Source organism: Bacterioplanoides sp. SCSIO 12839 (assembly GCF_024397975.1).
Taxonomy (GTDB): domain Bacteria; phylum Pseudomonadota; class Gammaproteobacteria; order Pseudomonadales; family Oceanobacteraceae; genus Bacterioplanoides.
This window is the reverse complement of record NZ_CP073745.1, coordinates 1,212,799-1,238,906: the sequence shown is the minus strand read 5'-3', so window position 1 is coordinate 1,238,906 and position 26,108 is coordinate 1,212,799. Positions and strand designations below refer to the sequence as shown.

At 48.8% G+C, this 26,108-nt stretch carries 24 protein-coding genes and 2 tRNA genes; 8 read left to right on the top strand and 18 right to left on the bottom strand.

Annotated features, from left to right (window positions below; genetic code table 11):
• Window positions 1-24 precede the first annotated feature (24 nt).
• Window positions 25-2,361: a hypothetical protein gene (locus KFF03_RS05765; RefSeq protein WP_255859593.1), complete on the bottom strand. Its 2,337-nt coding sequence runs from the start codon at window positions 2,359-2,361 to the stop codon at window positions 25-27.
• A 206-nt stretch (window positions 2,362-2,567) separates the two neighbouring features.
• Here KFF03_RS05765 and KFF03_RS05760 point away from each other — a divergent pair, with 206 nt between their 5' ends.
• Window positions 2,568-3,434 carry an LEA type 2 family protein gene (locus KFF03_RS05760; protein WP_255859592.1) on the top strand — a complete coding sequence of 289 codons (867 nt, stop codon included), beginning with the start codon at window positions 2,568-2,570 and terminating at the stop codon, window positions 3,432-3,434.
• A 26-nt stretch (window positions 3,435-3,460) separates the two neighbouring features.
• On the top strand, window positions 3,461-4,363 hold the full coding sequence (locus KFF03_RS05755; RefSeq protein WP_255859591.1) for a prenyltransferase: 903 nt from the start codon (window positions 3,461-3,463) through the stop codon (window positions 4,361-4,363).
• A gap of 17 nt (window positions 4,364-4,380) precedes the next feature.
• Here the strand turns inward: KFF03_RS05755 and rlmF are convergent, their stop codons facing one another.
• The gene (gene rlmF, locus KFF03_RS05750; RefSeq protein WP_255859589.1) at window positions 4,381-5,655 is read right to left on the bottom strand and encodes a 23S rRNA (adenine(1618)-N(6))-methyltransferase RlmF; all 1,275 of its coding nucleotides are present in this window, start codon (window positions 5,653-5,655) and stop codon (window positions 4,381-4,383) included.
• Between the two features lie 126 nt (window positions 5,656-5,781).
• On the opposite strand from rlmF, the gene KFF03_RS05745 reads away from it, so the two are divergent.
• Complete coding sequence (locus KFF03_RS05745; protein ID WP_255859588.1) at window positions 5,782-7,047, top strand: inorganic phosphate transporter; 1,266 nt, start codon at window positions 5,782-5,784, stop codon at window positions 7,045-7,047.
• A gap of 174 nt (window positions 7,048-7,221) precedes the next feature.
• Here the strand turns inward: KFF03_RS05745 and KFF03_RS05740 are convergent, their stop codons facing one another.
• Both KFF03_RS05740 and KFF03_RS05735 read right to left on the bottom strand, forming a co-directional pair.
• Window positions 7,222-7,824, bottom strand: a complete 603-nt coding sequence (locus tag KFF03_RS05740) for a Yip1 family protein (protein WP_255859587.1) — start codon at window positions 7,822-7,824, stop codon at window positions 7,222-7,224.
• A 177-nt stretch (window positions 7,825-8,001) separates the two neighbouring features.
• Window positions 8,002-8,835: a TatD family hydrolase gene (locus tag KFF03_RS05735; RefSeq protein ID WP_255859586.1), complete on the bottom strand. Its 834-nt coding sequence runs from the start codon at window positions 8,833-8,835 to the stop codon at window positions 8,002-8,004.
• Window positions 8,836-8,903: 68 nt separating this feature from the next.
• Between KFF03_RS05735 and KFF03_RS05730 the strand changes: the two genes are divergently transcribed.
• Window positions 8,904-9,314, top strand: a complete 411-nt coding sequence (locus tag KFF03_RS05730) for a hypothetical protein (RefSeq protein WP_255859584.1) — start codon at window positions 8,904-8,906, stop codon at window positions 9,312-9,314.
• A 3-nt stretch (window positions 9,315-9,317) separates the two neighbouring features.
• Here the strand turns inward: KFF03_RS05730 and msrA are convergent, their stop codons facing one another.
• Window positions 9,318-9,947, bottom strand: a complete 630-nt coding sequence (gene msrA, locus KFF03_RS05725; RefSeq protein ID WP_255859582.1) for a peptide-methionine (S)-S-oxide reductase MsrA — start codon at window positions 9,945-9,947, stop codon at window positions 9,318-9,320.
• Window positions 9,948-9,987: 40 nt separating this feature from the next.
• Between msrA and KFF03_RS05720 the strand changes: the two genes are divergently transcribed.
• On the top strand, window positions 9,988-10,752 hold the full coding sequence (locus tag KFF03_RS05720) for an MBL fold metallo-hydrolase (RefSeq protein WP_255859581.1): 765 nt from the start codon (window positions 9,988-9,990) through the stop codon (window positions 10,750-10,752).
• A gap of 3 nt (window positions 10,753-10,755) precedes the next feature.
• Entirely contained in the window at window positions 10,756-11,442 is a 687-nt protein-coding gene (locus KFF03_RS05715; protein ID WP_255859580.1) for a methyltransferase, read from the top strand.
• Window positions 11,443-11,524: 82 nt separating this feature from the next.
• On the opposite strand, the gene KFF03_RS05710 is transcribed toward KFF03_RS05715, so the two are convergent.
• Window positions 11,525-13,324 carry an alkaline phosphatase gene (locus KFF03_RS05710; RefSeq protein ID WP_255859579.1) on the bottom strand — a complete coding sequence of 600 codons (1,800 nt, stop codon included), beginning with the start codon at window positions 13,322-13,324 and terminating at the stop codon, window positions 11,525-11,527.
• A gap of 337 nt (window positions 13,325-13,661) precedes the next feature.
• Here KFF03_RS05710 and KFF03_RS05705 point away from each other — a divergent pair, with 337 nt between their 5' ends.
• On the top strand, window positions 13,662-15,593 hold the full coding sequence (locus KFF03_RS05705; protein WP_255859577.1) for a ribonuclease R family protein: 1,932 nt from the start codon (window positions 13,662-13,664) through the stop codon (window positions 15,591-15,593).
• Between the two features lie 198 nt (window positions 15,594-15,791).
• Here KFF03_RS05705 and KFF03_RS05700 read toward each other — a convergent pair whose 3' ends face one another.
• From KFF03_RS05700 to KFF03_RS05670, 7 genes are all read right to left on the bottom strand, one after another.
• Window positions 15,792-16,541, bottom strand: coding sequence for a TIGR04219 family outer membrane beta-barrel protein (locus KFF03_RS05700; protein ID WP_255859575.1), 750 nt, complete (start codon window positions 16,539-16,541; stop codon window positions 15,792-15,794).
• A gap of 235 nt (window positions 16,542-16,776) precedes the next feature.
• On the bottom strand, window positions 16,777-17,487 hold the full coding sequence (gene purC / locus KFF03_RS05695) for a phosphoribosylaminoimidazolesuccinocarboxamide synthase (protein ID WP_255859573.1): 711 nt from the start codon (window positions 17,485-17,487) through the stop codon (window positions 16,777-16,779).
• 65 nt (window positions 17,488-17,552) lie between these two features.
• On the bottom strand, window positions 17,553-18,320 hold the full coding sequence (locus tag KFF03_RS05690) for an MBL fold metallo-hydrolase (protein WP_255859571.1): 768 nt from the start codon (window positions 18,318-18,320) through the stop codon (window positions 17,553-17,555).
• A complete protein-coding gene (gene bamC, locus KFF03_RS05685; protein ID WP_255859570.1) occupies window positions 18,317-18,979 on the bottom strand; it encodes an outer membrane protein assembly factor BamC in 663 nt (220 codons plus the stop codon). Before bamC ends, KFF03_RS05690 begins: the two co-directional genes overlap by 4 nt.
• A gap of 4 nt (window positions 18,980-18,983) precedes the next feature.
• The gene (gene dapA, locus KFF03_RS05680) at window positions 18,984-19,859 is read right to left on the bottom strand and encodes a 4-hydroxy-tetrahydrodipicolinate synthase (protein ID WP_255859569.1); all 876 of its coding nucleotides are present in this window, start codon (window positions 19,857-19,859) and stop codon (window positions 18,984-18,986) included.
• A 104-nt stretch (window positions 19,860-19,963) separates the two neighbouring features.
• Entirely contained in the window at window positions 19,964-21,037 is a 1,074-nt protein-coding gene (locus tag KFF03_RS05675) for an AI-2E family transporter (protein ID WP_255859568.1), read from the bottom strand.
• Window positions 21,038-21,041: 4 nt separating this feature from the next.
• The gene (locus KFF03_RS05670) at window positions 21,042-21,284 is read right to left on the bottom strand and encodes a sulfurtransferase TusA family protein (RefSeq protein ID WP_255859567.1); all 243 of its coding nucleotides are present in this window, start codon (window positions 21,282-21,284) and stop codon (window positions 21,042-21,044) included.
• A 419-nt stretch (window positions 21,285-21,703) separates the two neighbouring features.
• On the opposite strand from KFF03_RS05670, the gene KFF03_RS05665 reads away from it, so the two are divergent.
• The gene (locus KFF03_RS05665) at window positions 21,704-23,068 is read left to right on the top strand and encodes a M48 family metalloprotease (protein WP_255859565.1); all 1,365 of its coding nucleotides are present in this window, start codon (window positions 21,704-21,706) and stop codon (window positions 23,066-23,068) included.
• 92 nt (window positions 23,069-23,160) lie between these two features.
• Here the strand turns inward: KFF03_RS05665 and nadA are convergent, their stop codons facing one another.
• The 5 genes from nadA to pal form a co-directional block, all read right to left on the bottom strand.
• Window positions 23,161-24,189, bottom strand: coding sequence for a quinolinate synthase NadA (gene nadA / locus KFF03_RS05660; RefSeq protein WP_255859563.1), 1,029 nt, complete (start codon window positions 24,187-24,189; stop codon window positions 23,161-23,163).
• 175 nt (window positions 24,190-24,364) lie between these two features.
• A tRNA-Lys gene (locus KFF03_RS05655) sits at window positions 24,365-24,440 on the bottom strand.
• A gap of 97 nt (window positions 24,441-24,537) precedes the next feature.
• Window positions 24,538-24,613 (bottom strand) — tRNA-Lys (locus KFF03_RS05650).
• A 118-nt stretch (window positions 24,614-24,731) separates the two neighbouring features.
• Complete coding sequence (gene ybgF, locus KFF03_RS05645) at window positions 24,732-25,541, bottom strand: tol-pal system protein YbgF (RefSeq protein WP_255859561.1); 810 nt, start codon at window positions 25,539-25,541, stop codon at window positions 24,732-24,734.
• Complete coding sequence (gene pal, locus KFF03_RS05640) at window positions 25,541-26,095, bottom strand: peptidoglycan-associated lipoprotein Pal (protein ID WP_255859559.1); 555 nt, start codon at window positions 26,093-26,095, stop codon at window positions 25,541-25,543. The genes ybgF and pal overlap by 1 nt, the downstream gene beginning before the upstream one ends.
• Window positions 26,096-26,108 lie beyond the last annotated feature (13 nt).

The window sequence follows — 26,108 nt, the reverse complement described above, 5'->3', positions numbered from 1 at the left end:
GTTATTAACCGGCATTTTTTAATACTACTCCGCAATCATCACCCATTCTTTGGTTAACTCATCAATCATCAACACCACATCTGCATTATCGCAGCTGGTATAAATCAGCTGCTTTTGGGTATCAACAGCGATGCCCTGAATGCGTTCGGCCCAGGAGTTGGTCGAGGTAATTTCATCCTGAATTAATGCTTCACGAGCACCCGTTGCCAGATTCACTTTGACCAAAGCCGATATCGAGTTATCACCAACGTAGGCGTATTTGCCATCAGAAGAAAGAGCAATCGATTCCGGGTCGCTGAAGCGTAGAGCATTGCCATCGCCCGGGGTTGTAGCATCGGTAATAACCGTTATTTTATTGGTTGTTAAATCCAGCTGATAGACACCGGCATTACCACTGTCATCGGTGATATAAATCGTCTTTTTATCTGCTGAAATCGCTACATTTTCCGCTTCAAAACTGCTGCCGAGATTCACCAGTTCAGTCAGGTCGACATAGATCAAAGTACGCATACCAGTGGTGATATCAGTGCGATAAAACTGTGACGGAGAGCTGGTATCGTCGACCACGATACTGCTGTTGTTATCCAGTCTTAGCCAACCCCAGGGGCGGTCTAATTCACTACCGGTATCTAATGTACTGTCGGTGATAACGGTTGGGTTGCCATCAGTAACCGAAAATGCCGTTGCATAACCAATACGATCACTGTTACTTGGGGTGCGGTAGCCCGTGACAACGACAGCCGACAATGCCGAATCGAATGCCATGGATTCGATATAATTACCGCCCGCTCCGGCACCAATATCTTTGGCTAACGAGGTTCTTTCTCCAGTTGCCAGATTCAGGCGCAGAATATTTTCATCATCGTCTTCCAGATACAAATGCTGATTAACCGGATCCAGCGCATTACGGCTTAAATCGTCAAAGGTGCTGGTCAGGCCTGTAACGCTGGTCGCCAGGTTTTCCGCCAGTTCTGAGTAACGTTTTTCGGCGACATTAATCGCAAACACCGATCGCTGCTGCTCTGCCACAGTGAACAAGGTATCGCTAGTGGCTGAATACGCTAAATAACCAAAATTGCTGCGTAGTTGAGTAATACCCGTTTGAGTGCCGTTTTCGATCAATACCGTGGCATCACCGCTATTAAGATCAACACTGTAAATTGCGTCGCCATCATCAAACGCTAATTCGTACAGATAAGCGGTATCGCTGTCTTTCAAAACAATATGGCCCAGTTGATTCCATTCATCTTTTGCCGCTGAAATAACCGTACGTGCACCCACTGTGCCATTGATATCCAGATTCACTGCCAGGATTTGTTCGTCATTATCCATTCCACTACCTTTATCACTGACGATCAGACGTTGATTATCACTGTCCAATGCCAGCGCCAGGCCATGCTCAATAGTGAAGGAGTTATTGCCCGGTAATGAAATGACTGTTACAGAAAACGGGTTATCGGCATTAGGCACAGTATTCGAGGAGATCAGAGTTTGCGCACCCAGGTTATTACTGCTCAGGTCGACGGTATAAATATTCGTACCACTCGACAGAATCAAACGCTGGTTCGCAACATCGTGCACCATGCTTTCGGCATTACGGAAATTATCCTGCCCTGCAACATCCGGGTTGGAGATCACCGTACGCATGCCAGTTGTCAGATTAACGGCCAATACTGCGCCAAAACTGCCGTTACTGATGCCATTCACGTTTCTGGATACCAGATAGATCTGGCTTTCATCCTGACTCAGGGTAATGGCACTGACATTGCCAAAATAAAAATCCTGATTCGGAAATTCCGTACTGGATACAACTGAACGCGCGCCGCTGGCCGTATCAATCTTTAACAGCTGACGACGATCCGAATCAAAAACATATAAGGTTCTGCCATCACGACTTACTGCAACCTGCTGTGGGTCATACAATAGTTCGTTGGACTCAATTTGCCCCAACGTCAGTTGCTGTGTTTGCTCGCCTTCGGCGACCGTTGCCTGCAAAGTATTTAAACCCGGAGTCAGTGGTACTTTTACCTGCCAATTTGCAAAATCATCGCTGCTGGTTGCGGCAATACCGTTAACCGTTAAAGCGGTAACCTGATCACAGTTACTCTGCCCACGCAGGGTAATCTCATCCGATAAGGTAGCGCTGTAAGCGGCGGGGAAAATTAACTGCGATTGTTGTCCACACAATACAACCGAGTCTGGAGTCGTTGTATCGGGAGTCGTTGTATCGGGAGTCGTTGTATCGGGAGTCGTTGTATCCGGTGTCGTCGTATCAGAATCTGACGAGCCACCGCCTCCGCCGCCTCCACAGCCCGTTAAAGCGATACTAACGGCTATGGCCATCACATACATACGATTCATGCGATTTTCCTCTTAGAACTGGTCGCGTTTTATTCTTATTTCATCATTAAAACAGTTTCGCCAAATGACACAAGTAATTCCCGATGGATTGTAAAACCTGGTATGAACTAGGGCCTGTTAACAGGCCCTAAGACCCTACTCAGAAAGAAAACGACAAGCGCAAACTCAATTGCGATACACTCAGGCCATCACTGAAGGAGCTCCCTATGAAATGTTTATCACCGCTAGCCACAGCCCTGCGCTTGCTGGCTGCACTTTCGCTGCTGATTTTGTCTGGCTGTGCCAGCTTGCAACAACTGTCGGAAGCACAACGGCCAAATGCCAGTGTGGTTAAGGTATCAGTGGCGGATTTATCACTGAAAACCATCACCCTTAACGCTCAGGTAAACATCGAAAACCCGAATCCTTTTGAATTAAAAACCGCGGGCCTGGAGTTAGATGCCGCCATTGCCGGGCATTCTCTGGCACGCATCAGCCAGCCAGACTCACAACTCACTCTGCCTGCTTCTGGTAATAAAACCATTGATTTACCCATCACCATTAAATTCAGCGAATTGTTTGCCGCCGCTAACAGCGTAAAAGGAAAAAACCAGGTGCCGTATGGCTTATCAGGAGAGATTCTGGTGGCGGTACCGGTATTGGGTACCATCAGCATGCCGCTGGAATATCAGGATGTATTACCGATCCCGCAATTACCGGATGTTCGTATTGATGATGTGAAATTGCTGAAAGCCGGTTTTACCGAGATTAAATTACAGCTGGATATGACCATTAAAAACCTCAATGACTTTGCCATCGATTTGCAACAACTCAACTTTAATCTGGCGGCACAAGGTCAACCATTGGGCGGTGGTGAATTAAAATCGGTATCACTGGAAAGTGGTAAAAGTCAGTCGGTATCGTTACCGCTGTCGCTGAGTTTATCGGAGTTTGGCAGTGCGCTGTTACGCCTGATTAATAGCGATAAACCGATGGATTTCTCACTCAGCGGAGATGCCGAATTACTACCAGCACTGGAAGCCTGGCAGGCAGAAAACATGTCATTTAATGTGGAAAAACAGCTGAGTCTGTAGCTCGCAAAACATCACAAGGAATTTTTATGAGTAACCCGGCTTTTCATATCCCTGCTGTCTTTCAGACCATGCGCCCGCCCTTTTTGGTTCTGACACCAATTGTCGTGTTGTTGGGCGCCAGCAGCAGCGCAACACATACCGATGGCTGGGTGTTTGATTTATCACTGATTGTGATCGCCGCGTTATTAGCCCACATCAGTGTCAACATGCTCAATGAATATCAGGATTATCACAGTGGTATCGACCTCAACACCCAACGAACGCCTTTCAGTGGTGGCAGTGGCGCATTACCTGAGCATCCGCAATCCGCAACAGCCGTGCTTTGGGGTGGCGTTGCCAGCCTCAGTTTGATGGGGTTAATCGGGCTGTATTTTATTCAGCAGGCCGGTTGGCTGGTGTTAGCGTATGGCGTAATAGGCTCATTGATTATTGTGCTGTACACCCGGGTGATTAACCGCTCTCCGGTTTTATGCCTGATTGCTCCCGGTGCCGGGTTTGGCTTATTGATGGTGTCGGGCACACAACTGGTATTGCAACAACAAATTACCGAGCCTGGCATTTACAGCGCTCTGATTGTCTTTTTTCTGGTGAATAATCTGCTGCTGTTGAATCAGTTTCCGGATATTGAAGCCGATAAAAACGCTGGGCGTTTTCACGCCTTGATTGCCTGGGGGCCTAAAAAGGCTGCGCAGTGGTATGGCATGTTTCTGATGGCGGCGGCCATCACTCTGATCATTGCCATTATTCAGGGGGCTTTTCCACTCTGGTCTGCGGTTGCATTAGTGCCAATGATTCCCGGCGTGCTTGCCTGGCGGGGTGCCTGTTCATTAGGCGAGAATATCGCTCAGGAGCCTAAACTCCTGGCGATGAACGTTGTCATGAACCTCGCAACTCCTGCCTTTCTGGCAGGAACCCTGGCTTTGCAATAACAAGCCATCAGATACGATTAAAACGTCCAGGCGATGAAACGACTGATTTTCTGACCCTGGGCCATTTTCACCACTTCGGTCTTTTTAGCGCCCTGGCGTTTGAGGTATTCCAGCAGCATTGGCACATGCTCCTGCTTCGAGACTAAGCTGGTGAACCAGTCCACCTGGGTTGCAAACTCTTTGCTTTCCCGCGCCATACGCTTCAGGAATGCCAGTTCACCACCTTCACACCACAACTCATTATTTTGACCGCCGAAATTGCGCTGTTTATCTAAGGCTCTATGATCTGGTGCGCTTTTGGCTTTTGCCCAAGGATCGTTACTCGACACCGTATCCGTGTTAACACCGGAATCAAGCGGCGCGACCGGTTCAGTGCCTGGAGTCGTACGTGTCTGTTGATGGCGTGCCAGATTGCGTGTTTTGCGTCGGTTTTCTGCTTGAGCATCGGCCGCCGATTCATAAAAAGGAGGATTACACACCGATAACTGGTAATGCTCACCTGGTTGAATCATCTGGCGGAAAATCGACTGCTTGTCGCTTTGCAGGCGTAGCTGAATCTGTGTCGCCAGAGCCGGGTTATGCTGCAGAATCTCAGCAGCGTTATCCAACGCGGCCTGGTCAATATCACATGCCAACATTTGCCACTGATACACACTGGCACCCAACAAGGAATAAATCAGATTCGCGCCGGTACCAATGTCCAACACCCGGGTTTGCCCGTTACGAGGCGATAACTGATATTTCGCCACTAAATCCGCTGCGTAGTGAATGTAGTCTGCTCGCCCGGGAATCGGTGGGCATAAATAACCCACCGGAATCTGCCACCCCTGAATGCCATAGTGGTGCAGCAATAATGCCTGGTTCAGACATAACACCGCTGCCTGGTCAGCAAAGTCGATGGTTTGTTCGCCTCTGGGATTGAGTATCAGGTAATCGGATAGCGCTGGCAGTGCTTCCACCAGCGCCGCCATATCATAGCGCCCCTGGTGCTGGTTACGGTGATGCAGACCTTGTGATACCGAAGGTTTGCGCGCGTCCGTGTTGTACTTGTCTGTGTTGCGCTTGTCTGCTCTGCCCTTCGTCGCTCCAGACGTTTTAGCCGATGAACTGCGTACCTGAATTCTGGGTTTACGTGGTTGTGCTTCACCGCTACGGCCCAGACGTTTGTTGGCTAGCGGGCGTGAGGCTTCCTGTTCTCCCGCTTGATTGTTAGCGGATTCGTCCGGTGTTTTATCGGGAAAATGCTTGGAAGACGTCACGGTGGTATACCCCAGAAAATTTGCCCGGATCATACCACAGCCAGCATTCACTGAACGTATGTGTTTTTTCCTCCCGCTTTCGTGATTCTGCGCCTATGAAGTGACCGAATGCTGGGGTAGAATGCGCGCCTTTTTTGACTATGAACTCAGGAATTCATCATGGAATTACTTGCTGACCAGGGGTCTGTATTTATTATCCTGGCCTGCATCTTCGGTGCATTTATGGCCTGGGGTATTGGCGCCAACGACGTTGCCAATGCCATGGGAACCTCGGTTGGTTCAAAAGCCATTACCATCAAACAAGCGGTACTGATCGCCATTATCTTTGAGTTCGCCGGTGCTTTTTTTGCCGGAGGTGAAGTTACCGCCACCATCCGCAAAGGCATTATTGACCCGTCTTATATTGCTTCGACACCGGAATTGCTGGTGTTTGGCATGCTGGCGTCGCTATTAGCCGCTGGCACCTGGCTGCTGATTGCCTCTTACCGCGGCTGGCCGGTATCCACGACGCACTCAATCGTCGGAGCCATTGTGGGCTTTGCTGCTGTGGGGATTTCGATGGATGCCGTCAACTGGGGCAAAGTCGGCAGTATTGCTGCCAGTTGGTTAGTCTCTCCCGCTGTTGCCGGCAGTATTTCATTTGTATTGTATAAAACGGTTCAGCACTGGATTCACGATACTCAGGACCCGTTCACCCAATCGAAGCGCTTAGTGCCGTTGTATATCCTGCTGGTTGGTTTTGTGATTTCGATGGTAACGCTGACCAAAGGCCTGAAGCATTTGGGCCTGAATATCTCTTATCAGGACGCGTTGTGGATGGCGGCGATTGCCGGTTTGATCATCATGGCGATTGGTAGTTTCTTTGTGCAGCGCGTTCATGCCGACCCGGAAGTCTCCGAAGATGTGCATTTAGCCAACGTTGAAAAAGTGTTTTCAATCCTGATGATCTTCACCGCTTGTGCCATGGCCTTTGCCCACGGCTCTAACGATGTCGCCAATGCCATTGGCCCGGTTGCAGCAATTGTCAGCGTGGTGGAGCACGGTGGCGAAATTGCCGCTAAATCGGCATTACCATTATGGATTCTGCTGGTCGGTGCTGTGGGTATTGTGGTTGGCCTGATGACCTTTGGTCATCGTGTTATTGCAACCGTAGGCAGTGGTATCACAGAACTGACACCAAGCCGTGGTTTTGCCGCGACTCTGGCCGCCGCAACAACCGTTGTGGTGGCGTCTGGTACAGGCCTGCCAATCTCAACCACACATGTTTTAGTGGGCGCAATTCTGGGTGTAGGTTTAGCCATGGGCAGTGACTCACTTAACCTGAAAAAAATCGGTTCTATTTTTGTTTCCTGGATTGTGACTTTACCGGCCGGTGCGGCATTAGCAGTGTTGTTCTTTTATCTGTTTAAAGCCATTTGGTTATAAAACAACACAACTTACTCAAACAGCCACCAGGCAAACAAAAAATTGTTTAATAGTCTAACTCCCACGCAGAGCGTGGGAGTTAGACAGACAGCAGTAATAAAAAACAAAGCCCGCTTAGAAAGCGGGCTGTGTTTTTTATCGGTGTTGTTTTATCGGTGCTGCGTTGTAGAATTTCTAAACGAAGCTAGGGCCAAACCCCATCCCCCACATCACCACCGTGATTGCCATACAGCCAACCAGTGCACACAAGCCAACGGTTAATACCGAGCTGGCAAAAATAAAACCACGCTCTTCAGGAATATCCATAAAAATAGGAATGCCGGAATACAGCAAATAAACGCTGTAACACACCGCGGCTAACACCACAAAAAAGTCGAGCCAGAGAATCGGCAACAAGCCAATAAAACCAGCCAGAAACATCGGCGTTGAAGTGTAAATAGTGAAGATCACACAACGTTCAAAACTGGCGGTGACACCAAAGGTGCGTTCCATCCAGAACATGCAATAAGCAACAAATGCAATACCCACTAATAGTGCAAAATAAAACGCAATGGCAATGGGCACAGCACTTTCCATACTGAGTTTCACCACATCACCACCGGCAACACTCCAGCCCATTTGTGTTGTACCAATCAACAAAGAAGCCGGGGGGATAACCGCTAATAATAAAGCGTAACGAATAAAGACCTGAAGCAGGCTGGGAGCACCCTCTTTGCGAATGGCTGCCCATTCTTCCCGAGGATGATATAAAAGGCCGAACATATGATTAGGGAACATAAGCAGTTACCTCTGCTCAGTGGGCTTAAAATTTAAGCTATACAGGCGCGTGTTGTTGTACAAGCCTTTGGGAAAAGGTGGTCTAAAAATTCCGTTCAACAACGCTGGATGATCTAAAAAATGATGGAACTTTTTTTGAAATAATTATTAAGTATTAAAAATAAACCCATTAAAAAATCAGGTTTTAAAGTTCACCAATACCGATTTTAAATTACTTAATGTTTGTGTGGATACCACCTGGATCGATGTATTTTTTAAGGCGGCCAGGATCGCGCCATACAAAGGAATAGCAACCGGCGAACTCACACCCTGACGAAAAAACGCCGGGCGCATATCCGGGGCATCGGTTTCCAGCACCCAAGCCGAAAGTGGTAAGGAAGCAATGGTTTTACGCAATTTATTCGCCCGGGGAAATGTCATGGCACCACCGATGCCCAGTTTAAAGCCCAGATCGAGCCAGGCTTTGGCTTGTTGTTCGCTACCAGAAAACGCATGAACAATACCACCGAATGAAAACCTCCGGCGGCGCAGCCAACTGGCGGCCTGATCATGGCAGCCACGGATATGCAGAATCACAGGCAGTTGATAACGCTCCGCCAGCGCTACCTGAGCCTCGAACCATTGCCACTGCTGTGCACGGGCAGCATCCGGGTCATCGGCTTGCTTAGCCAACACCCAATCCAGACCAATCTCCCCCAACGCAATAGCCTCAGACGCAGATAACAACCCCTCAAGAGCGATAAGATCATCAGTGTGATGTTGTGCAAGAAAGTACGGATGTAATCCCAGTGCAAACTGCCAGGGCGTATCGGTACAGAACTGAGTGACCTGCTGGTTTTGCTCAATCGTGGTGCCGGGAACAATCAGTGACTGTACACCCAGTGTTTGTGCCAGCTGCCAGTGTTCGTCACGCTGCGCCTGCCACTGCGGAAAATCAAAGTGGCAGTGGCTATCGACCCACACCAGCTTTTCCGGTTGGACATTGTGATCGTTGTGTGACAATAAATTCATACTGGCAGTGGTAATCCTTCAGTAATTTGGTATTAAATAATGCCATTGCTATCAGTACAGGCACAGTCATGGAACTCGACACTCAGGAACTCAGGGAGCAGATCATCCGCCCCACGCTGCAATACCTTGGTAAAGATTCAGACGCCGCTGAAAACCTGCTGATTGCCCTGGCCCAGTTAAATCAACATTCACTGTGTCGCCAAAATAAAGCCTATGGCATTTATCAGATCGATGCCGCCTTACATCAGCGTATCTGGAATAAATACCTGGCGTTTGAGCCCGACCTGGCCAGCAAAATACGTGGCCTGGCATCACAACGTGAGTTTTTGAATAACCCGCATACTGAACTTACCACCAATTTGGCTTATGCCACCGCCATTGCCTGGGCAATTCATCTGGCATTTCCTCAATCAAAACATCCATGCCAGCAAACACCCACAGATGCAGCAGGAAAAGAGCAGCAGGCGACCGGTAGCTAAACGTCAGCCATAGCTGACATGGCAACCACCCAAACCACAATAACCGTTCGGATTTTTCGCCAGATACTGCTGATGATAGGTTTCTGCCAGATAATAGGGGCCAGCAGGCAGAATTTCCGTAGTAATCTCGTCAAAACCGGCGGCCAGCAAACGACGTTGATAGCGCGAACGTGATGCTTCAGCCAGTTCACGATCCTGTTCATCGGACAGATAAATACCCGAGCGATATTGGGTGCCAACATCATTGCCCTGGCGCATGCCCTGAGTCGGATCGTGACTTTCCCAAAAGACTTTTAACAGCGCATCCAGCGAGGTTTGTTGCGGATCGTACCAGATGCGTACCAGCTCATTATGGCCGGTATTGCCACTGCACACTTCCTGATACGTAGGATTCGGCGTATGCCCCGCGCCATAACCAACCGACGTGACGACGACACCCGACTGCTGCCAGAAGCGCCGCTCTGCTCCCCAGAAACAACCCATTCCAATAATCAGCTGCTTCAGGTGCGCCGGACATTCACCATCAAAGCGCTCACCATTGATAAAACTCTCCGGCTCAACGGCTAAGGGTTCATCACGACCGGGCAATGCATCCGCTGCATCAGGGATGGACATTAATTTTGGACGCCACATAATGCAGACCTCTTGCTTTTGTTTGTCGATATACCGGGTTATGACCACAGAAAACGCACAATATTCACTGAATTTTCATGGCTGCGGCAGCGGTGGCCAGATTTCGCTGGGCACCTCAGCCTCAACACTGGAAAAAAACGGACAGCCACAACTACTGATAGATTGTGGCCCGGGTACCGTTCACGCTTACCAACAACGTTACGGCCAATTACCCCACGCTATTTTTATCAGCCACTGCCATCTGGATCATATTGCCGATCTGGAAATTTTAACGGTCAGAGCCCGGCTGCAACAAGAGTCTCTCGCCGAAGGGCAAGTACAAGCACCGATTCGTTTATTTGTGCCTCTGAATCTAATCACTACTTTGCACCAGCGGCTGGCGACGTATCCGGAATTCGGCACCATGGCCGAAGGTCGCCATGATTTCTGGCAGTCGTTTCAGTTATTGCCGGTTAGCCATGAGTTTTTTCATGCGGGGTTACACTTTCAGGTGTATGCCACCCGCCATCATGCTCCCAATACCAGCTTTGCTTTACACCTGCCAGGACGGATGTTTTACAGCGGTGATACCCGCCCGATTCCTGAGATATTGCATCACAAACTCACCGGTCAGGAAGTGATTTTTCATGACTGTGGCACTCAGCCCAATCCCTCTCATACCGGGCTAAGCGACTTACAAGAATATCAGCCGGAAATTCGCGATAATCTGGTGCTCTACCATTACGCCGATGAACAAGCCGGAGCCCTGCTGCAACAAGCGGGTTATGATATTGCCACCCTTAACAACCCGATTCCGTTACGCTGATTTATGACCTCTTCCCTCTTACACACTCGCAACGACCAAGCTGCGGATCAGGACGCGTTAAATCAGCTGATCCGAAATATGCTCGATGATGCCACCGTTACTACACAAACATTGCCTCAATGTGATGCGATCAAACTCTGGCTGGTCGAGCCACAGGCCATGCGCCGCCCCTTTACTCAGGAAGAAATTCTGTCGATTCAGAGCTACCCGGCTTATTGGGCATTCTGCTGGGCCAGTGGCCAGGTATTAGCACGCGAAATTCTCAAAAATCCCCACTGGGTAAAAGATAAAAAAGTAATGGATTTTGGTGCTGGTTCGGGCGTGGTTGCCATTGCCTGCGTGATGGCCGGTGCCAAAGACGTAATTGCCTGTGATATCGACCCGGAAGCGTTAATATCTTGTGAGGCAAATGCCCGCTTAAATAACGTGACTTATCGCTGCCATGGCGACCTGTTTGAGTTTGACGAAGAACTGGATGTATTAATCGCCGCCGACGTGCTGTACGACAAAGCGAATTTACCGCTGCTTAATGTATTCCGGGAAAAAGCCAATGAGGTCTTAGTAGCCGACTCGCGTGTGAAAAACTTTGACTTCCCGCCGTATAAAAAAATTGGCCGCGAAGAATCGTTTACCGTGCCGGATCTGGACGAGCTGGATGAATTTCGCTGGGTGAATTTATACCAGGCCTGAGACAGGCAAGTATTCGCTAGCAATAAAAATCCGAGGATAAAATCGAAGTAATAAAAAACCCGCCGAAGCGGGTTTTTCAGGATTAAGACGCTGGTAAAGCGACGTCCTCTAGGGTACGATTCCCCGCCCCTGGCAATACTTCCATTTTCTTGGCAACACTTGCCTGATAATCCGTCGATTGAATGGTTGAAACAAAACGCCATTCGCAGGTCGCTTTTTCTTTCGTAAATTCAACCAGCGTATAACCCCGATTAACGGCGTTCATATACTTAAGATCATCGACCAACGTCGTCACGGCCAATTCAAACAAGCCCTGCTCCTGTTCACTTCCAAAACTGATGTAGGAATCGAAACCAGGAGAAGTGACTGACGAAGTCGCAAATTCAACACCAACAGGGCCATCAGCTCGTTCGATAACACCGTTAGCATCGCTGGTATACAGTTCATTAGCCCAGGCATTGTGAGTATCACCCGCCAAAACAACCAAGTTAGCATCTGCCATTTTTGCTTGATTCAGAATTGTTTCACGTGCTGCAGAGTAACCATCCCAAGCATCGAGGTTGTAGGGTAATAAATCCGTTAAGCGCGCATTCGATGGGTCACTGCCTTTCAGAAGAAACAGCTCAGTCAAAGAAGTCCGAATCTGATTTTGCAACTGCGTTGCAAGGCCAGTATCTGGTGTTTCTTTTTCAAGCTCTTCTTGCAACGCTGTCAGCCCTTCCTGGATTTCAGCAGGGATCATCATACGTCCCATTAATACTTGCTGACCTAATACTTGCCACGTTGCTGTAGAGCCAGATAAACGGTTAAACACGCGCTGCTCTTGTTCTGCACCCAACAATGTCGAGTTTGTATCTTTCAAGGCCTGAGTTAAACGTGCTTTTTCAGCCGCTACTTCTTGTGCTGAGCCGCTGAAGTTGAAATCGCTGTAAGACAATGACTTGGTGCGTGCGACCTGACGGGTATCCATCATGTGCAGACTCAACAAATCACCAAAGTCAAAAGAGCGATCAATTACTGCACGATCGGACCCGGTACGAATCGGTAACCACTCGTGATAAGCCTGGAACGCAGCGGCACGACGATCGGCAAATGAGCCTTCGTCATCACTGTGGTTCTGTGCGCCATCTTTATATGCATCGTTGGCTAATTCATGGTCATCCCACACACAAATGAACGGTGTGTTTTGATGAGCAGCCTGAAGATCCGCGTCACGGCGATACTGGTTATAGCGTGCACGATATTGATCCAGTGTAATAATCTCTTCCTGAGGGTCTGGTTGGCGGTTCTCAGCAATATTATCTGCATCAGGGTAAACACCAGAGCGATATTCATAGATGTAGTCTCCTAAATGAACAACCACATCGGCACCAGCCTTGGAAATTTCTTTGTAAACATTGAAATTACCAAACGCAAAGTTGGAGCAAGAGCACACAGCCAATTTCACATTAGAGACATCACCCGTGGGCAGTGTTTTGGTTTCACCAATAACACTAGAGACGCCAGCTGCACTGAACTGATAATAGTAAGTTGTATCAGCAGACAAACCTTCTGCATCCACTTTAACCGTGTAATCAACCGTTGCATCAGTATCAACCTGGCCACTGGCGACAACATTAGCCATAGAAGCATCGGTAGCGACAGACCAGTCAACCGTTATCGCCTCGACATTTCTGTCAGACGTAATGCGTGTCCATATAATCACACGGTCTGATAAAGGATCACCCGAGGCGACACCATGCCCAAAGGAGAATACAGGGCCGTTATCATCATCGTCATCACCACCACAAGCGGTTAATACGGCAGGGGTGGAAACAGCGCCAGCACCGGCGGCGACTGATTTCAAAAAGCTACGGCGGCTTACTTTAGAATTATGGGTCATATCAGAACCTTTATTCGCTGATCTTGTATTTATTCATTCTTGATAGTAGCTGCCTTAACGATAAAGTTTTAACAGCACGTGAGAATCGACTTGTCATTATTACTGATGACATCAAGTTTTTCATACAAAAGAATTACAAAAGCTTAAAAACTCTGTAATTTTTTGTTATCGGCCCGAATTACCACAAGGATCTTCGTCAAAAAGTCCACTCAAGAATTGTCTGTAAAGTATGAAACCACGGATTTTCTCCGGCCTCTGCCGTCATCCTGCTCTGGCCTAAAATCTGCTTTTTCCGTACACTTGGCCGCTTTCTAACAGCAATGTGGTTACCCAACGGATGCTTGATAAAAACGCCCTTTCCCAACTCAAAAACCTGAAACAAGAGATTCATGACAGCACACCACGTTATGAAGGTCGGGTAAGAGCCACCACCGGTCGTTTTGGCTTCGTTAACACCGAAGATAAGCAACAATTCTTTTTATCTCCCGATGAGATGGAAAAGGTATTACCGGGCGATCAGATTGCGTTTCGGGTTGAGTCTGCCGGAGAGGGTAAACAGCAGGCCATCATTGAGAAAGTCATTAAAAGTGAGCTGGACAAACTCTACGGCCGTTATGTTATTCGTGGCAAAGGTCACTTTATCGAGCCGGACAGTGACACACTGAATCGCTGGATTTTTATTCCGCCGAATAAGCGTATGAAAGCGGAAGAAGGCGATTTAATCAGTGCTCATATCAGTCAACACCCCTATCCGAATGGCCGTGCCCAGGCACATATTGACGAAGTCATTGGCAAACCAGGCGAAGATCACATTGAACACCGCTTTATCATGGCCAAAAGCGGATTGTCAGCGGAGTTTTCTGCGGCTGAGCAACAACAGGTCGCAGAGCTGGCAGAGCAAGGGCTGCAAGCTGAGCTGGACAAACGTACCGACTTAACACACCTACCCTTTGTGACCATTGATTCGGCGGGGACCCGTGACATTGATGACGCGCTCTATGCGGAAGCTCATAGTCAGGGCTGGTCCTTGTGGATTGGCATTGCGGACCCGGCCGCCTTAATTGCCACCGGCAGTGAATTAGATCAGGCCGCTCAACAACGCGCAACGTCATCGTATTTCCCGGATCAGGTATTGCCAATGCTGCCGCCTGAGCTGTCTGAACAATTGTGCTCACTGCAGGAAAATGAGTTACGCCTGGCCATGGTTGTTGAGCTGAAAGTCGCGGAAGATGGCACGATCGAAAGCACCAACATTCATAATGCCAAAATCCGTAGCCAGGCTAAATTAAGCTACACCCAGGTTGCACAATTGATTAAAGGTGAAGATAACGAGATTCCGGCAGAACTGCATGGTCATATCGTTCATCTGCATAACTGCTCTCAGGCACTAAATCAGTTCCGAACTGAACACTGCTTAGTGATGGAAGAGCGCCCGGATTACAAAATCATCACAGATGAGCAAGGCAAGGCGAAAGAAATTGTCAAACTCGAACGTAACCAGGCACACCGCTTAGTGGAAGAATGTATGCTGGCTTGCAACCGCTCGATTGCAGATTGGCTGGCAGACAAAGAAAGTGGTTTCTTTATCAACCACAGCGGTGTAAGAACTGAGCGCATCGGTGAAGTGGTGGCGTTAATTCGTGAACAGCTGGAACTGGAGCGTAAACCTAAAATTCAGACTTTAGCGGAGTTTGTAGAGTGGGTTCAGAAAGCCGAACAGTGCGATTCGGAATTCCCGCTGCGCACCATTATCAGCCGCCAGCTTGAACGCAGTAACCTCTCGCTGGAAGCCGGTACTCACTTCGGTCTTGGCTTTAATCACTACACGACGTTTACCTCCCCTCTGCGTAAATATAATGACCTGTTATTACACCGAGTGATAAAAGCATTATTGGAAGAAAAGACGCCGGAGCTGCCACAACAAACGACACTGGATCAGATTCAGCAGCGTCAGACCAACAGCCGTATTGCGGCTTCTCAAACCGAGAGCTGGCTGAAACTGGACTGGCTGCAACAGCAGGATAAAGAAGCCACTTACGATGCCATCATTGTGCATATGAACTCAGCAAACTTTACCGTGCGCTTAGAAGAGTCTGGTATTGAAGGAACGATTGATCGCCGCAAAGCCAAAGGCGACTGGACGTTTGAAACCAAAACCCTGACGCACCGCAGTGGTGATATCTGCTTTAAACTGAATCAGCCAGTTCAGGTGAAGATACAGGATATTAAGCCGCAGAATCGCAGCGTACGTTTTGTTTTGGTTGATTGAGTCGCTCGATATCAAAACACCGACAGAACAGCACAGACTTTTCAGACGCTCTTATCGCAATCGCGTCCCTGCTCCGGCGATAAGTACGCAACATCCTGTTGCTGCTTTTGAAAAGTCTGCTCTATTCTGCCAATAAAAAAACGCCGCGGGTTTTATCAAACCAGCGGCGTTTTTTATGTAATCAGGTTCTTCTGAAAATCAGAAACCAACTGACAGGCTGGCACCAACATAAGTACCTTTAATATCGGCATCGGCTTCAATATCCGCCAGGTCTTCGTCCGTCTTCAGAGATAAAGAGCGGTAGCCCGCTTCTAAGCCCAGATCTACCAGCGGGATTGGTAAGGTATAACCAATGCCATACGACAGATCCTGAACTTCGTTATCACCGTAGGCGATATAGTTCACATCCAACTGACCATAAATACCAAATGGCGTATCGACTTTCACTTCACCGTAAAGCAATGGCATAGTGAAATCCAAGTCAACAGACTCAGTACCAGCAACAGCACCGGTTACTTCCGCAACACCATCAAACTGACGGGCGGTTAAACCAAAATTAAAATCAACGAAAGGAATCGGCAGTGGCAGGCCCCAGATCAACGTCAGATCATTGTGGCTCAGGTCAAAAGTAGAGGCTACATCTTCATCAAAAGGAGTTCCGGCAAACTCACCATCAATATTACCTTCACCTTCAACTTCCAGAGACGTGCGCATCAGCTTCACATTCGGAATCAGTGGCACTGGATGCTCAAAGAAAACCGTCAGCTGCTGGCCATTCTCAGAGTCCAGATTCAGGCCATCGTCTTCAACTGAAATGCCATCATCCAGCTGACCTGTTGGTTCAGCATCCCAAACGCTGGCTTTCGCACCTACCGTGAATAACAAGTCTGCCTGAGCAGCCATTGGAGTCATTGCTGCTAATACTGCTGCAATCGCCACTTTTTTCATGATGTGTTCCCGTAATCAATTTATTATCAAACCGACCAGCTGATTCTGAACGATGATTAAAACCAGTCTGGTAACTCAGTGTTCCGCTAGTGTGCCTGCAAATGATCAGAATGCAAATTCTTTCAACCAGCCGGGAGTTGAATAAACAAAAACCCGTGAACTGATAAACAATTCACGGGTTTTGTATAAAGTCAGCGCGGGGCTTTAATGCCCTGTCGTATTCTGAGTGGGCTGATCAGAACTCAACACCAATACGCTTGCCGACGGCTTCGTAAGACTCTACAACGTTGCCTAAGCCCTGACGGAAGCGGTCTTTATCCAGCTTTTCACGGGTCTCTGCATCCCACAGGCGACAACCATCTGGAGAGAATTCGTCACCGAGTACCACTTCACCATTAAATAAGCCGAACTCAAGTTTGTAGTCGACCAGCAACATGCCACCATCAGCGAACATTTGCTTCAGAACGGCGTTCACTTTGAAGGTCAGTTCTTTCATTTTTTCGATGTGTTCTTCCTGTGCCCAACCGAATGAACGCGCGTGGTATTCGTTGACCATCGGGTCGCCGAGCTCATCATTTTTCAGGAAAAGTTCAAACGTCGGTGGCACCAGGTCAATACCTTCGTCCACACCCAGACGGCGGACCAAGCTGCCTGCCGCAACGTTACGGACAACACATTCCAATGGAATCATATCCAGGCGCTTAACCAGTGCGTCGGTATCAGACAACAGTTTTTCAAAGTGCGTAGGAATACCCGCTTCTGCCAGCTTGGTCATCACAAACGCGTTGAATTTGTTGTTCACCAGACCTTTACGATCCAGCTGTTCCATTTTTTTACCGTCAAACGCTGAAGTATCGTTGCGGAACTCCAACACCATCAGGTCATTATCATCGGTTGTGTAAACGGATTTTGCTTTACCGGAATAAAGCAGCTCGCGTTTTTCCATGTGAATCTCTCCGGAAATAATAAAAATGATACCCGAATAACCGGGTTAATAATTTATCTGCACCGCTATAACGCCAGCTGATACCACTCGGATACGGCGTCTTGTTCTAGCAGTTCAACATCCGGGGGCAAACAGTTCAGTACCGGAGCCAACAGCTCCTGCACCCGGGTGCGATCATTATTTTTTTCGCTGATATGGCCAGCCGTTACTTTCTTTAATCCTGGCCAGCTAACCCTGGCAACCAGTTCAGCACACTGATGATTATTCAGGTGCCCATAATTACCCGCAACACGTGCCCTCAAACTGGGAGGATACGGACCAACCTGCAGTAGTTGCGGGTCATGATTCGCTTCAATTTGCAAAGCATGGCAGCCAGCATATTGTTCAATAATATGAGGGGTCAGCGAACCCAGATCCGATAACACACCTAACTTATGACCTTCCTGATCACTGATCACATACTGCAGTGGTTCCTGAGCATCATGGGGCACCGTCACCGATGTAACCGCCAAACCAGCCAGGTTCACGATCTGCTCGCCACGGACACATCGCCACAATGGATGCTCCAGCCACTCCATCTTACGTGCTGTACCAAACGAGGCGTAAAACGGTATTTCCAGTGCTTCACAAAGCCCCTGAACCCCTTTGGCATGGTCACTGTGCTCATGGGTAACCCATACCGCTTTCAGTTGAGCCGGGTCGATATCTAACTGAGCCATACGCTGCAGAGTGACTTTACGACTAAAACCACAATCGATCAGGATACACTGCTGCTGATATTCAATCAGGGTCGAATTACCGCGACTGCCGCTGCCTAATGATGCGTATCTCACGACTTCAGCTGCAGTTCAATACTCTTTAATACCGCTTCAGTCACATCAGACTCTGCCAGTGTATCGGCATCGGTTAACAGGGATAAATAAACGCCCTGACGCGAACGGTTCATTTTCAGCAAATAAGTTGCTGTTGTAATCAACTCTTCACCCCAAAGCTTGTCCCACCAGCTACGGTCATCTTCCACATCACGTTTTTCGACCTCTAGAAAGTAGGTACCGGTGCTGCGGTTCAGGTCGATCAGTTTCAGATCTGACGCGGATAATGCTTCCGTCACAGCGGCCCAGGAGGCTGCAAAGCCAAGGTCTAAGCGTAAAATTTGTGTGCCAGCACCATCCACATCCAAACGCGGATTCAGGCTTTCAGAACGATATTGAGCCAGACTGGTAACACCCACATCATCCTGTTCCACTTCCACTAATGCCAGAGGACGTGGGGTCTGAAACTTATCCGGACGTTCAGGAACCACGGCCAGAGGCGGAATTGGATTGGCATCACGGAAAGGCAATGGTGGCTCACCTTCCGGATTATTGATAACAGGATAGGTCTCCTGGGTCAGATAATCATCAGCTATGTCATCAAATCCTAACCAGGAACAACCTGTCAGCAGAATACCGCTAACCATCATAATGACGGTGCAAAAGTTGGTTCTGTTCATAGGCTTAAATCAAATCAAACTGAGACAGCGTCAATTCCAGTTTGGCACGGTAGCGATTTTCTAACGCTACCAATGGCAAGCGAATACCTTCGCCCATGTAACCCATTTTGTGCATCGCCCATTTCACCGGAATCGGATTGGCTTCACAGAACATGCTGTTGTGTAATGGCATCAGGCGCTGGTTCAGTGCCCGAGCTTCTTCTGCTTTGCCATCTAAAGCCAGCATGCACAGTTCGTGCATCAGCTTGGGCGCCACATTCGCGGTAACAGAAATATTGCCTTTACCGCCCAATAAAATCAGTTCAGTAGCCGTTTCGTCGTCACCTGAATAAACAGCCATTTTGTCGCCAACCAAATCAATCAGCTGACGCGCACGCTCCATATCTCCCGTCGCTTCTTTGATCGCAACAATTTGTTCAATATCGGCCAGTGCGGCAACGGTTTCTGGCAACATATCACAGGCCGTACGCCCAGGAACGTTGTACAGAATCTGTGGAATATCAGCAGCCGCGGCAATAGCTTCGTGATGCGCAATCAGGCCACGCTGCGGAGGTTTGTTGTAGTAAGGCGTTACTAACAGTGCGGCATCTGCACCCAGAACTTTCGCTTCCTGGGTCAGCTCAATGGCTTCTGAAGTGGAATTTGCACCTGTGCCAGCGATGATCGGACGGCGACCCGCGGTAACCTTAACGACACGCTCAATAACAGCACAATGTTCTTTGGTATCCAGCGTTGCAGATTCACCGGTTGTACCGACGGCAACAATCGCGTCAGTGCCTTCTTTAATGTGAAACTCAACCAGGCGATCCAGGTTATCCCAATCAATCTGACCGTCGTCATGCATGGGGGTTACCAAAGCAACCATACTGCCGGTAATCATTGAGCAATACTCCAAATTCTGAGCGTAAAACAGAGGCGCAATACTACTGATGCAGCGCCTCAGACACAAGCAAGAGAGTTTATAAGAGCGTGATTAACGGTAAATTATTCTCCCTCAACCGGCTCCAGAGTTTCACCGCTCGGCCAGGCTGACAACACTGCTTTGAACAAGGTCGCCAGAGGAATAGCAAAAAAGACGCCCCAAAACCCCCACAAGCCACCAAACACCAACACAGCCACGATAATGGCTACCGGGTGAAGGCTGACCACCTCTGAAAACAGCAAGGGGACCAGCACATTACCATCCAATGCCTGAATGATGCCGTAAACCACCATCAGGTAAATAAAGTCATTACCCCAGCCCCACTGAAAATACCCCACCAGGGCAATCGGAATCGTAATCACCGCTGCGCCGATATAAGGAATCAACACCGACAGCCCAACACCAATCGCCAGCAATGCCGCGTAGTTGACGCCCATAATGACAAACGCAATGTAAGTCACACCACCCACAATCACGATCTCAACCACCTTGCCACGGATATAGTTAGCAATTTGCTCATCCATTTCTGCCCAGACACTGTTTAACAGCTGACGCTTCTGAGGCAAAAAGGAAGTACACCAGCGAATAATGGCGTCGGAATCTTTTAACAGGAAAAACACCAGAATTGGCACTAACACACAATAAATCAGCACCGCCATGACACCGGTAATACCCGAAATCGAAAAACTAACCGCCAATTGCCCCATTCTGGCCAGCTCATCACCAATCTGTTGCGTCCAATGCTGAACCTGAGCATCCGATACAAGATCCGGATACTTTTCTGGTAATAACATCAATAACGCCTGGCCTTTACTCGCCATCTTCGGTAATTCATAAAAGAACTGCGTTGTTTGCTGCCAGATGGCCGGCAAAATGACAAATAACAACGCCAGGAAAACACCAATAAACAACAGAAAAACAACCACCGTAGAGCCCAGATGCCCGAGCCCTCTGCGTTTACAGTAATTCATGCCGCCCTGAAGCAAATACGCCAGCACCACGGCTGTCAGAAAGGGGGCCAGTACTTGCCCTAGCGTCACAATCACCAACAAAATGCTGGCAATCAACACCAGCAACAGCAGAGCTTCTTCGTCCGAGAAGTAACGATCAATCCAGCGTCTTACGACGTTCAGCATGCCCTCAGGCTCCTTTTTTAATCCAATACTGATAAACACCTTCATTATCTTCAGCGTTTATCAAAGTATGATGTGTCAATTCTATAAATTTGTGTATATCACGCCATGATCCTGAATCGGTGGCTGTCACCCACAAGACATCGCCCGGCTGCATGGGCTTAAGTGCCAACTTGGTTTTCAACAATGGCATTGGACACTCAAGTCCGGAGGCATCCAGCCGCTGCTGATACGAATTTGAATTAGACACTGCTTTCGCCTTTTGACAAACTGAGCGGGCATTATACGGATGAAGCAAGCATTGATAACAGCGTTATATCGGATATCAGACGATGGGATAAAGAGTAGCCCGAACAGCAATAATCGCTAACACGTCTATGATACAGACTGATAAAGCGGGTATTCTTTGCGGAGCTTTGCCAGTGTTTTGCAAAACTTTGCCACGGTTTTGCAGAACTTTTCGGCCAATCGCATGCCTACCGTCAGCGGATACGACATAATCAGCATCGATTGTTATCAGTTTAATCGGAATGCCAGAGCCTCAGCGCTGAATAAAAGAAACGGATCGGGAAACCTATTTTGAAACCAGCAGCCTGCCTTTTTACACTGCTCGCCTCACTACCAATCACCCTCCACAGTGCTCACGGCTCCAAAAATGAATTGCCCAATTTGGGCGATAGCGCATCGGGGTATGTGTCGCTCCAGCAAGAGCATACCCTGGGTCGTTTGTGGCTGCGACAGCTAAGGCGCCAGGCTCCAACCATTGAGCTACCACTGGCAAACCAGTTTTTAGAAAATCTGATTTATCGTTTGATTCCTCACAGCGAAGTCAAAATCTCAGATTTTGAGTTTGTGATTGTTGACCAGGCTGAACTGAACGCTTTTGCTGTACCTGGTGGCATTATTGGTATCAACTTTGGCATTATGCTGCACGCTCAGGATGAAGATGAGCTTTCATCGGTACTGGCTCACGAATTAGCGCACCTGAGCCAGCGCCACTTTGCCCGCCAGATCGAACAAGCCGAAAAACAACAACCTCTGGCCATCGCCACGTTACTGGCCAGCATTTTGTTAATTGCTACCAACAATGCAGACGCAGGTTTTGCCGGGTTGGTGGGCAGCCAGGCGGCTTCTATCCAGAACCGCTTGGCCTACAGCCGAGACTGGGAACGTGAAGCCGACCGTATCGGCATGAAAGCCCTGGTCGGCGCCGGACTTGACCCATACGCCATGCCCAGCATGTTTCAGGGCATGGTCAAAGCCAACCGTTATTACAAACGACCACCCGAGTTTTTGTTGACCCACCCGGTAACAGAAACCCGAGTGGCCGACGCCGCCGGACGAGCTGAAAACTTCCCACGCAGGCCGCGATTAATCAGCTTTGAATTCGATATTCTGAAAAATATCGCGCAGATGCGTTATCAGCTGAAAGAATCCGATCAGCAAGCACACTTTGAGCACCAATTAACGCTGGAAAGTAAAAACAGCCAGCGTTATGCCGCAGCACAAATTGCACTGGCACTGATCGCAGCAGAGAATGATCAGCCTGATCAGGGCCTGAAGGTACTGGAACAAATTGTTGCCCCGTACAACGACCATACGGCTTTTATCAGCCTGAAAGCCGAATTATTGTCCCAGAAAAAAACATTTAAAGAAGCATTATCACTGCTCGAAGAATCTCTGGTATTCCAGCCCGAAGACTTCCAGCTGCAAAGCACTTTTGCACGCGTTTTAATGGCATCAGGCGACTACGCCAGAGCAACAAAACAACTCAAGCATCTGTCAGAGCAACGGCCAACCAACCCATTGGTATGGCGTAAGCTGGCCGAAGCCGCTGGCAAAGATGGCCAGACAATCCTGGCCCACCGCGCCAATGGCGAATACCTGTTTGCCACCGGCTCTCAATCCAAAGCACTGAGACAAATGGAACTGGCATTAAAGCAGGCCAAGCAACAGCAGGACTTTCACCAGGAAGCAGCGATCAGCCGCCGGGTCCGGGTTATGGCAAACAGCCCAACCTCATTTGGTAACTGATTTTTTGCACCAGATAAATTGCAACACAAAGTGATCAGACATAAAAAAATGCCGCATCAGGCAGCTGATGCGGCATTTTTAATAAGGTTCAATTACTTGTTGAAACTTAACATGCGATTCAGGCTGACAACCGCCCGTTGACGCAAACCTTCTTCAATCAGAATCTCCTGACTACCGCTTTTCAGCACGTCACGCATATTGCGCAGTTCATTCATGCCCATCCACGGACAATGTGCACAGCTACGGCAAGTGGCTCCGTTGCCCGCTGTAGGCGCCTCGATTAATAGCTTACCTGGCGCTTCTTGCTGCATTTTGTAGAAGATGGCTTTATCCGTCGCAACGATCAACGTTTCATTCGGCAGGTTTTTCGCCGCAGCAATCAGCTGACTGGTCGATCCGGCAACATCCGCCAATTGCACCACGGCGTCAGGCGATTCAGGATGAACCAGAACCGCAGCATCCGGGTGAACCTTCTTCAGGTCTTCAACCCCTTTTGCTTTAAACTCATCATGCACAATACAAGCGCTGTCCCACAGAATCATGTCTGCGCCAGTTTGCTTCTCAATATAGGTGCCAAGGTGCTTGTCCGGCGCCCAGATCAGTTTCTGCCCCTGCTCTTTCAGGTGTGTGACTACATCCAGTGCAATACTGGACGTTACAACCCAATCAGCACGTGCTTTGACTGCTGCAGACGTATTGGCATACACCACAACAGTACGATCCGGGTGTTGATCACAAAACTGGGAAAATTCTTCCACAGGACAACCCAGGTCTAACGAACAGGTCGCTTCCAACGTCGGCATCAGAATGCGTTTTTCCGGGCTGAGAATTTTGGCGGTTTCACCCATAAAACGTACACCCGCTACCAACAGTGTGCTGGCTTGGTGGTCACGACCAAAGCGTGCCATCTCCAGCGAATCAGCAACGGTACCGCCCGTCTCTTCAGCCAGCGCCTGAATTTCCGGGTCACAATAATAATGAGCCACTAACGCCGCATCTTCCTGAACCAGCAGTTCACGAATTTCCTGCTTCAGAGATTCACGTTCTTCCAGGCTAACTTCTACCGGCTTGGACCAGTATTCACGAATTACCTGCTGTGGCGTTTGTACTGCGTCAGTCATCTTTCTCTCATCACCTGCGTGTAAGGTGCCATTATTTTATCACAGCGAGCGATCTTCAATCGCATGGCAAGCAGCGACAACACATCGTTCGTTATTGTAGATATTCGATCAAACGATAAAAATCCATAAAAAAAGGGGAGAAAACCGATTGGCTTTCTCCCCTTTTAGGAATAAATGGTGGGTCGTGCTGGATTCGAACCAGCGACCAATTGGTTAAAAGCCAACTGCTCTACCAACTGAGCTAACGACCCGTTAAGTGCTGCGCGATGAAACTTGCGTTTTTTCTGAATCTTAAGATTAACTTAAAAATTCAGTAGTAAATTCAGCTACTTAGCTTCCGTTTAATGATGGTGGGTCGTGCTGGATTCGAACCAGCGACCAATTGGTTAAAAGCCAACTGCTCTACCAACTGAGCTAACGACCCCGGAAGTGCGGCGTATAATACAGACATATTTCTGAGTGGCAAGTACTTTTTTAAAAAAAGTTTCTTTTTCAGCGACTTAGCCGTGTTTATGGGCTTTCCAGACCATTTGGTCAGGCACTTATTCTGCCGCTGATAGTTTCTTCAGATACGACTTTGCCAACCGCACTGTGGCATCCGATTGACCTTCATAACGCTCGATTACGGTATTCAACCAGCGTCGGGCTTCCTGATCATTGCCCAGCTTGTGAAACGTCACACCCAGCTTATACGTCGCATCGGCTGCTTTGGCATGATCCGGAAACTGAGTCACAACCTGCTCAAAAGCGTTTTTGGCCGGCTCAAACTGACTCTGTACCAAATAGACTTCACCATTCCAGTACCAGGCATTCGCCACCAGCTTGTCATCCGGGTATTGCTTCACAAAAGCTGTGAAAGCGTCATTGGCGTCGCTGTATTTTTTCTCTCGCACCAGCGTCATAGCCGCTTTATAAGCATCCGCCGAAGAGGCGGCCGCTGCAGTTTGTGCTCCATCGGAAACAGATGTGACTGGTTTTACCGCGGTTTTAGTCTGACTTAAAGCCGCTACTCGACGGTCAAGATCCAGATATCGGGCTTGCTGATCCTGTTCCATTCCCGAGAGTTGCTGCCCTTGAGACTCAACCTGACTGCGTAATTCCGCAATTTCCTGCTGCATTTGTTCAATTTGCAACAACAGTTCAGATAATAAATCAGAAGAATCGACTTCAGCACCAGAATTGGCTGAATGATATGTCGGAGAGGGTAACGGAGTAGATAACGAAGAGGACGGCGATTGGGTATCAGGTTGTGCAGGTGCCACCGTACGGTTGGCACCTACCGAAACCCATTCATCCTCTGCAACAGCGCTGAGCGATATCGCCAGCGCTAAAGGCAGGATGACGTTTTTCATTAACGGCTCTGGTATTTCACTTCAACGCGACGGTTTTTGTCCCAGGAAGCAGCATCATGGCCAACAGCGGCAGGACGCTCTTCACCGAAGCTAACAACCTGCAGCTGACCAGCTTTTGCACCGTTAGCCATCAGGAAACGACGAACAGTCATTGCACGACGCTCACCCAGAGCCAGGTTGTATTCAACGGTACCACGCTCGTCTGCGTGACCTTCCAGAACAACGCGAGCAGATGGGTTAGCCGCCAGGTAAGCCGCGTGTGCTTTTAATGCGTCTTTGCCGTCTTCTTTCAGAGTGCTCTGATCGAAATCGAAGTAGAACACGGTCAGCTCTAACAGTGCCAGCTGAGCTTCTTTTGCTTGTGCTTCCAGTGCTTCACCAGCAACCGCGCCCGCTTCAACCGCATTCGCTTGTGCGTCAGCAGCCTGTGCTTCAATTGCCGTTGGCTCTGAAGAAGCCGCGCCTTCGTCAACACCACCGGTGCTAGAACACGCTGAAATCAGTGCCGCGCTCAGCGCCAAACCAAAAGCTTTATACAGTGCAGTTTTTTGCATATCCATTTTCCAG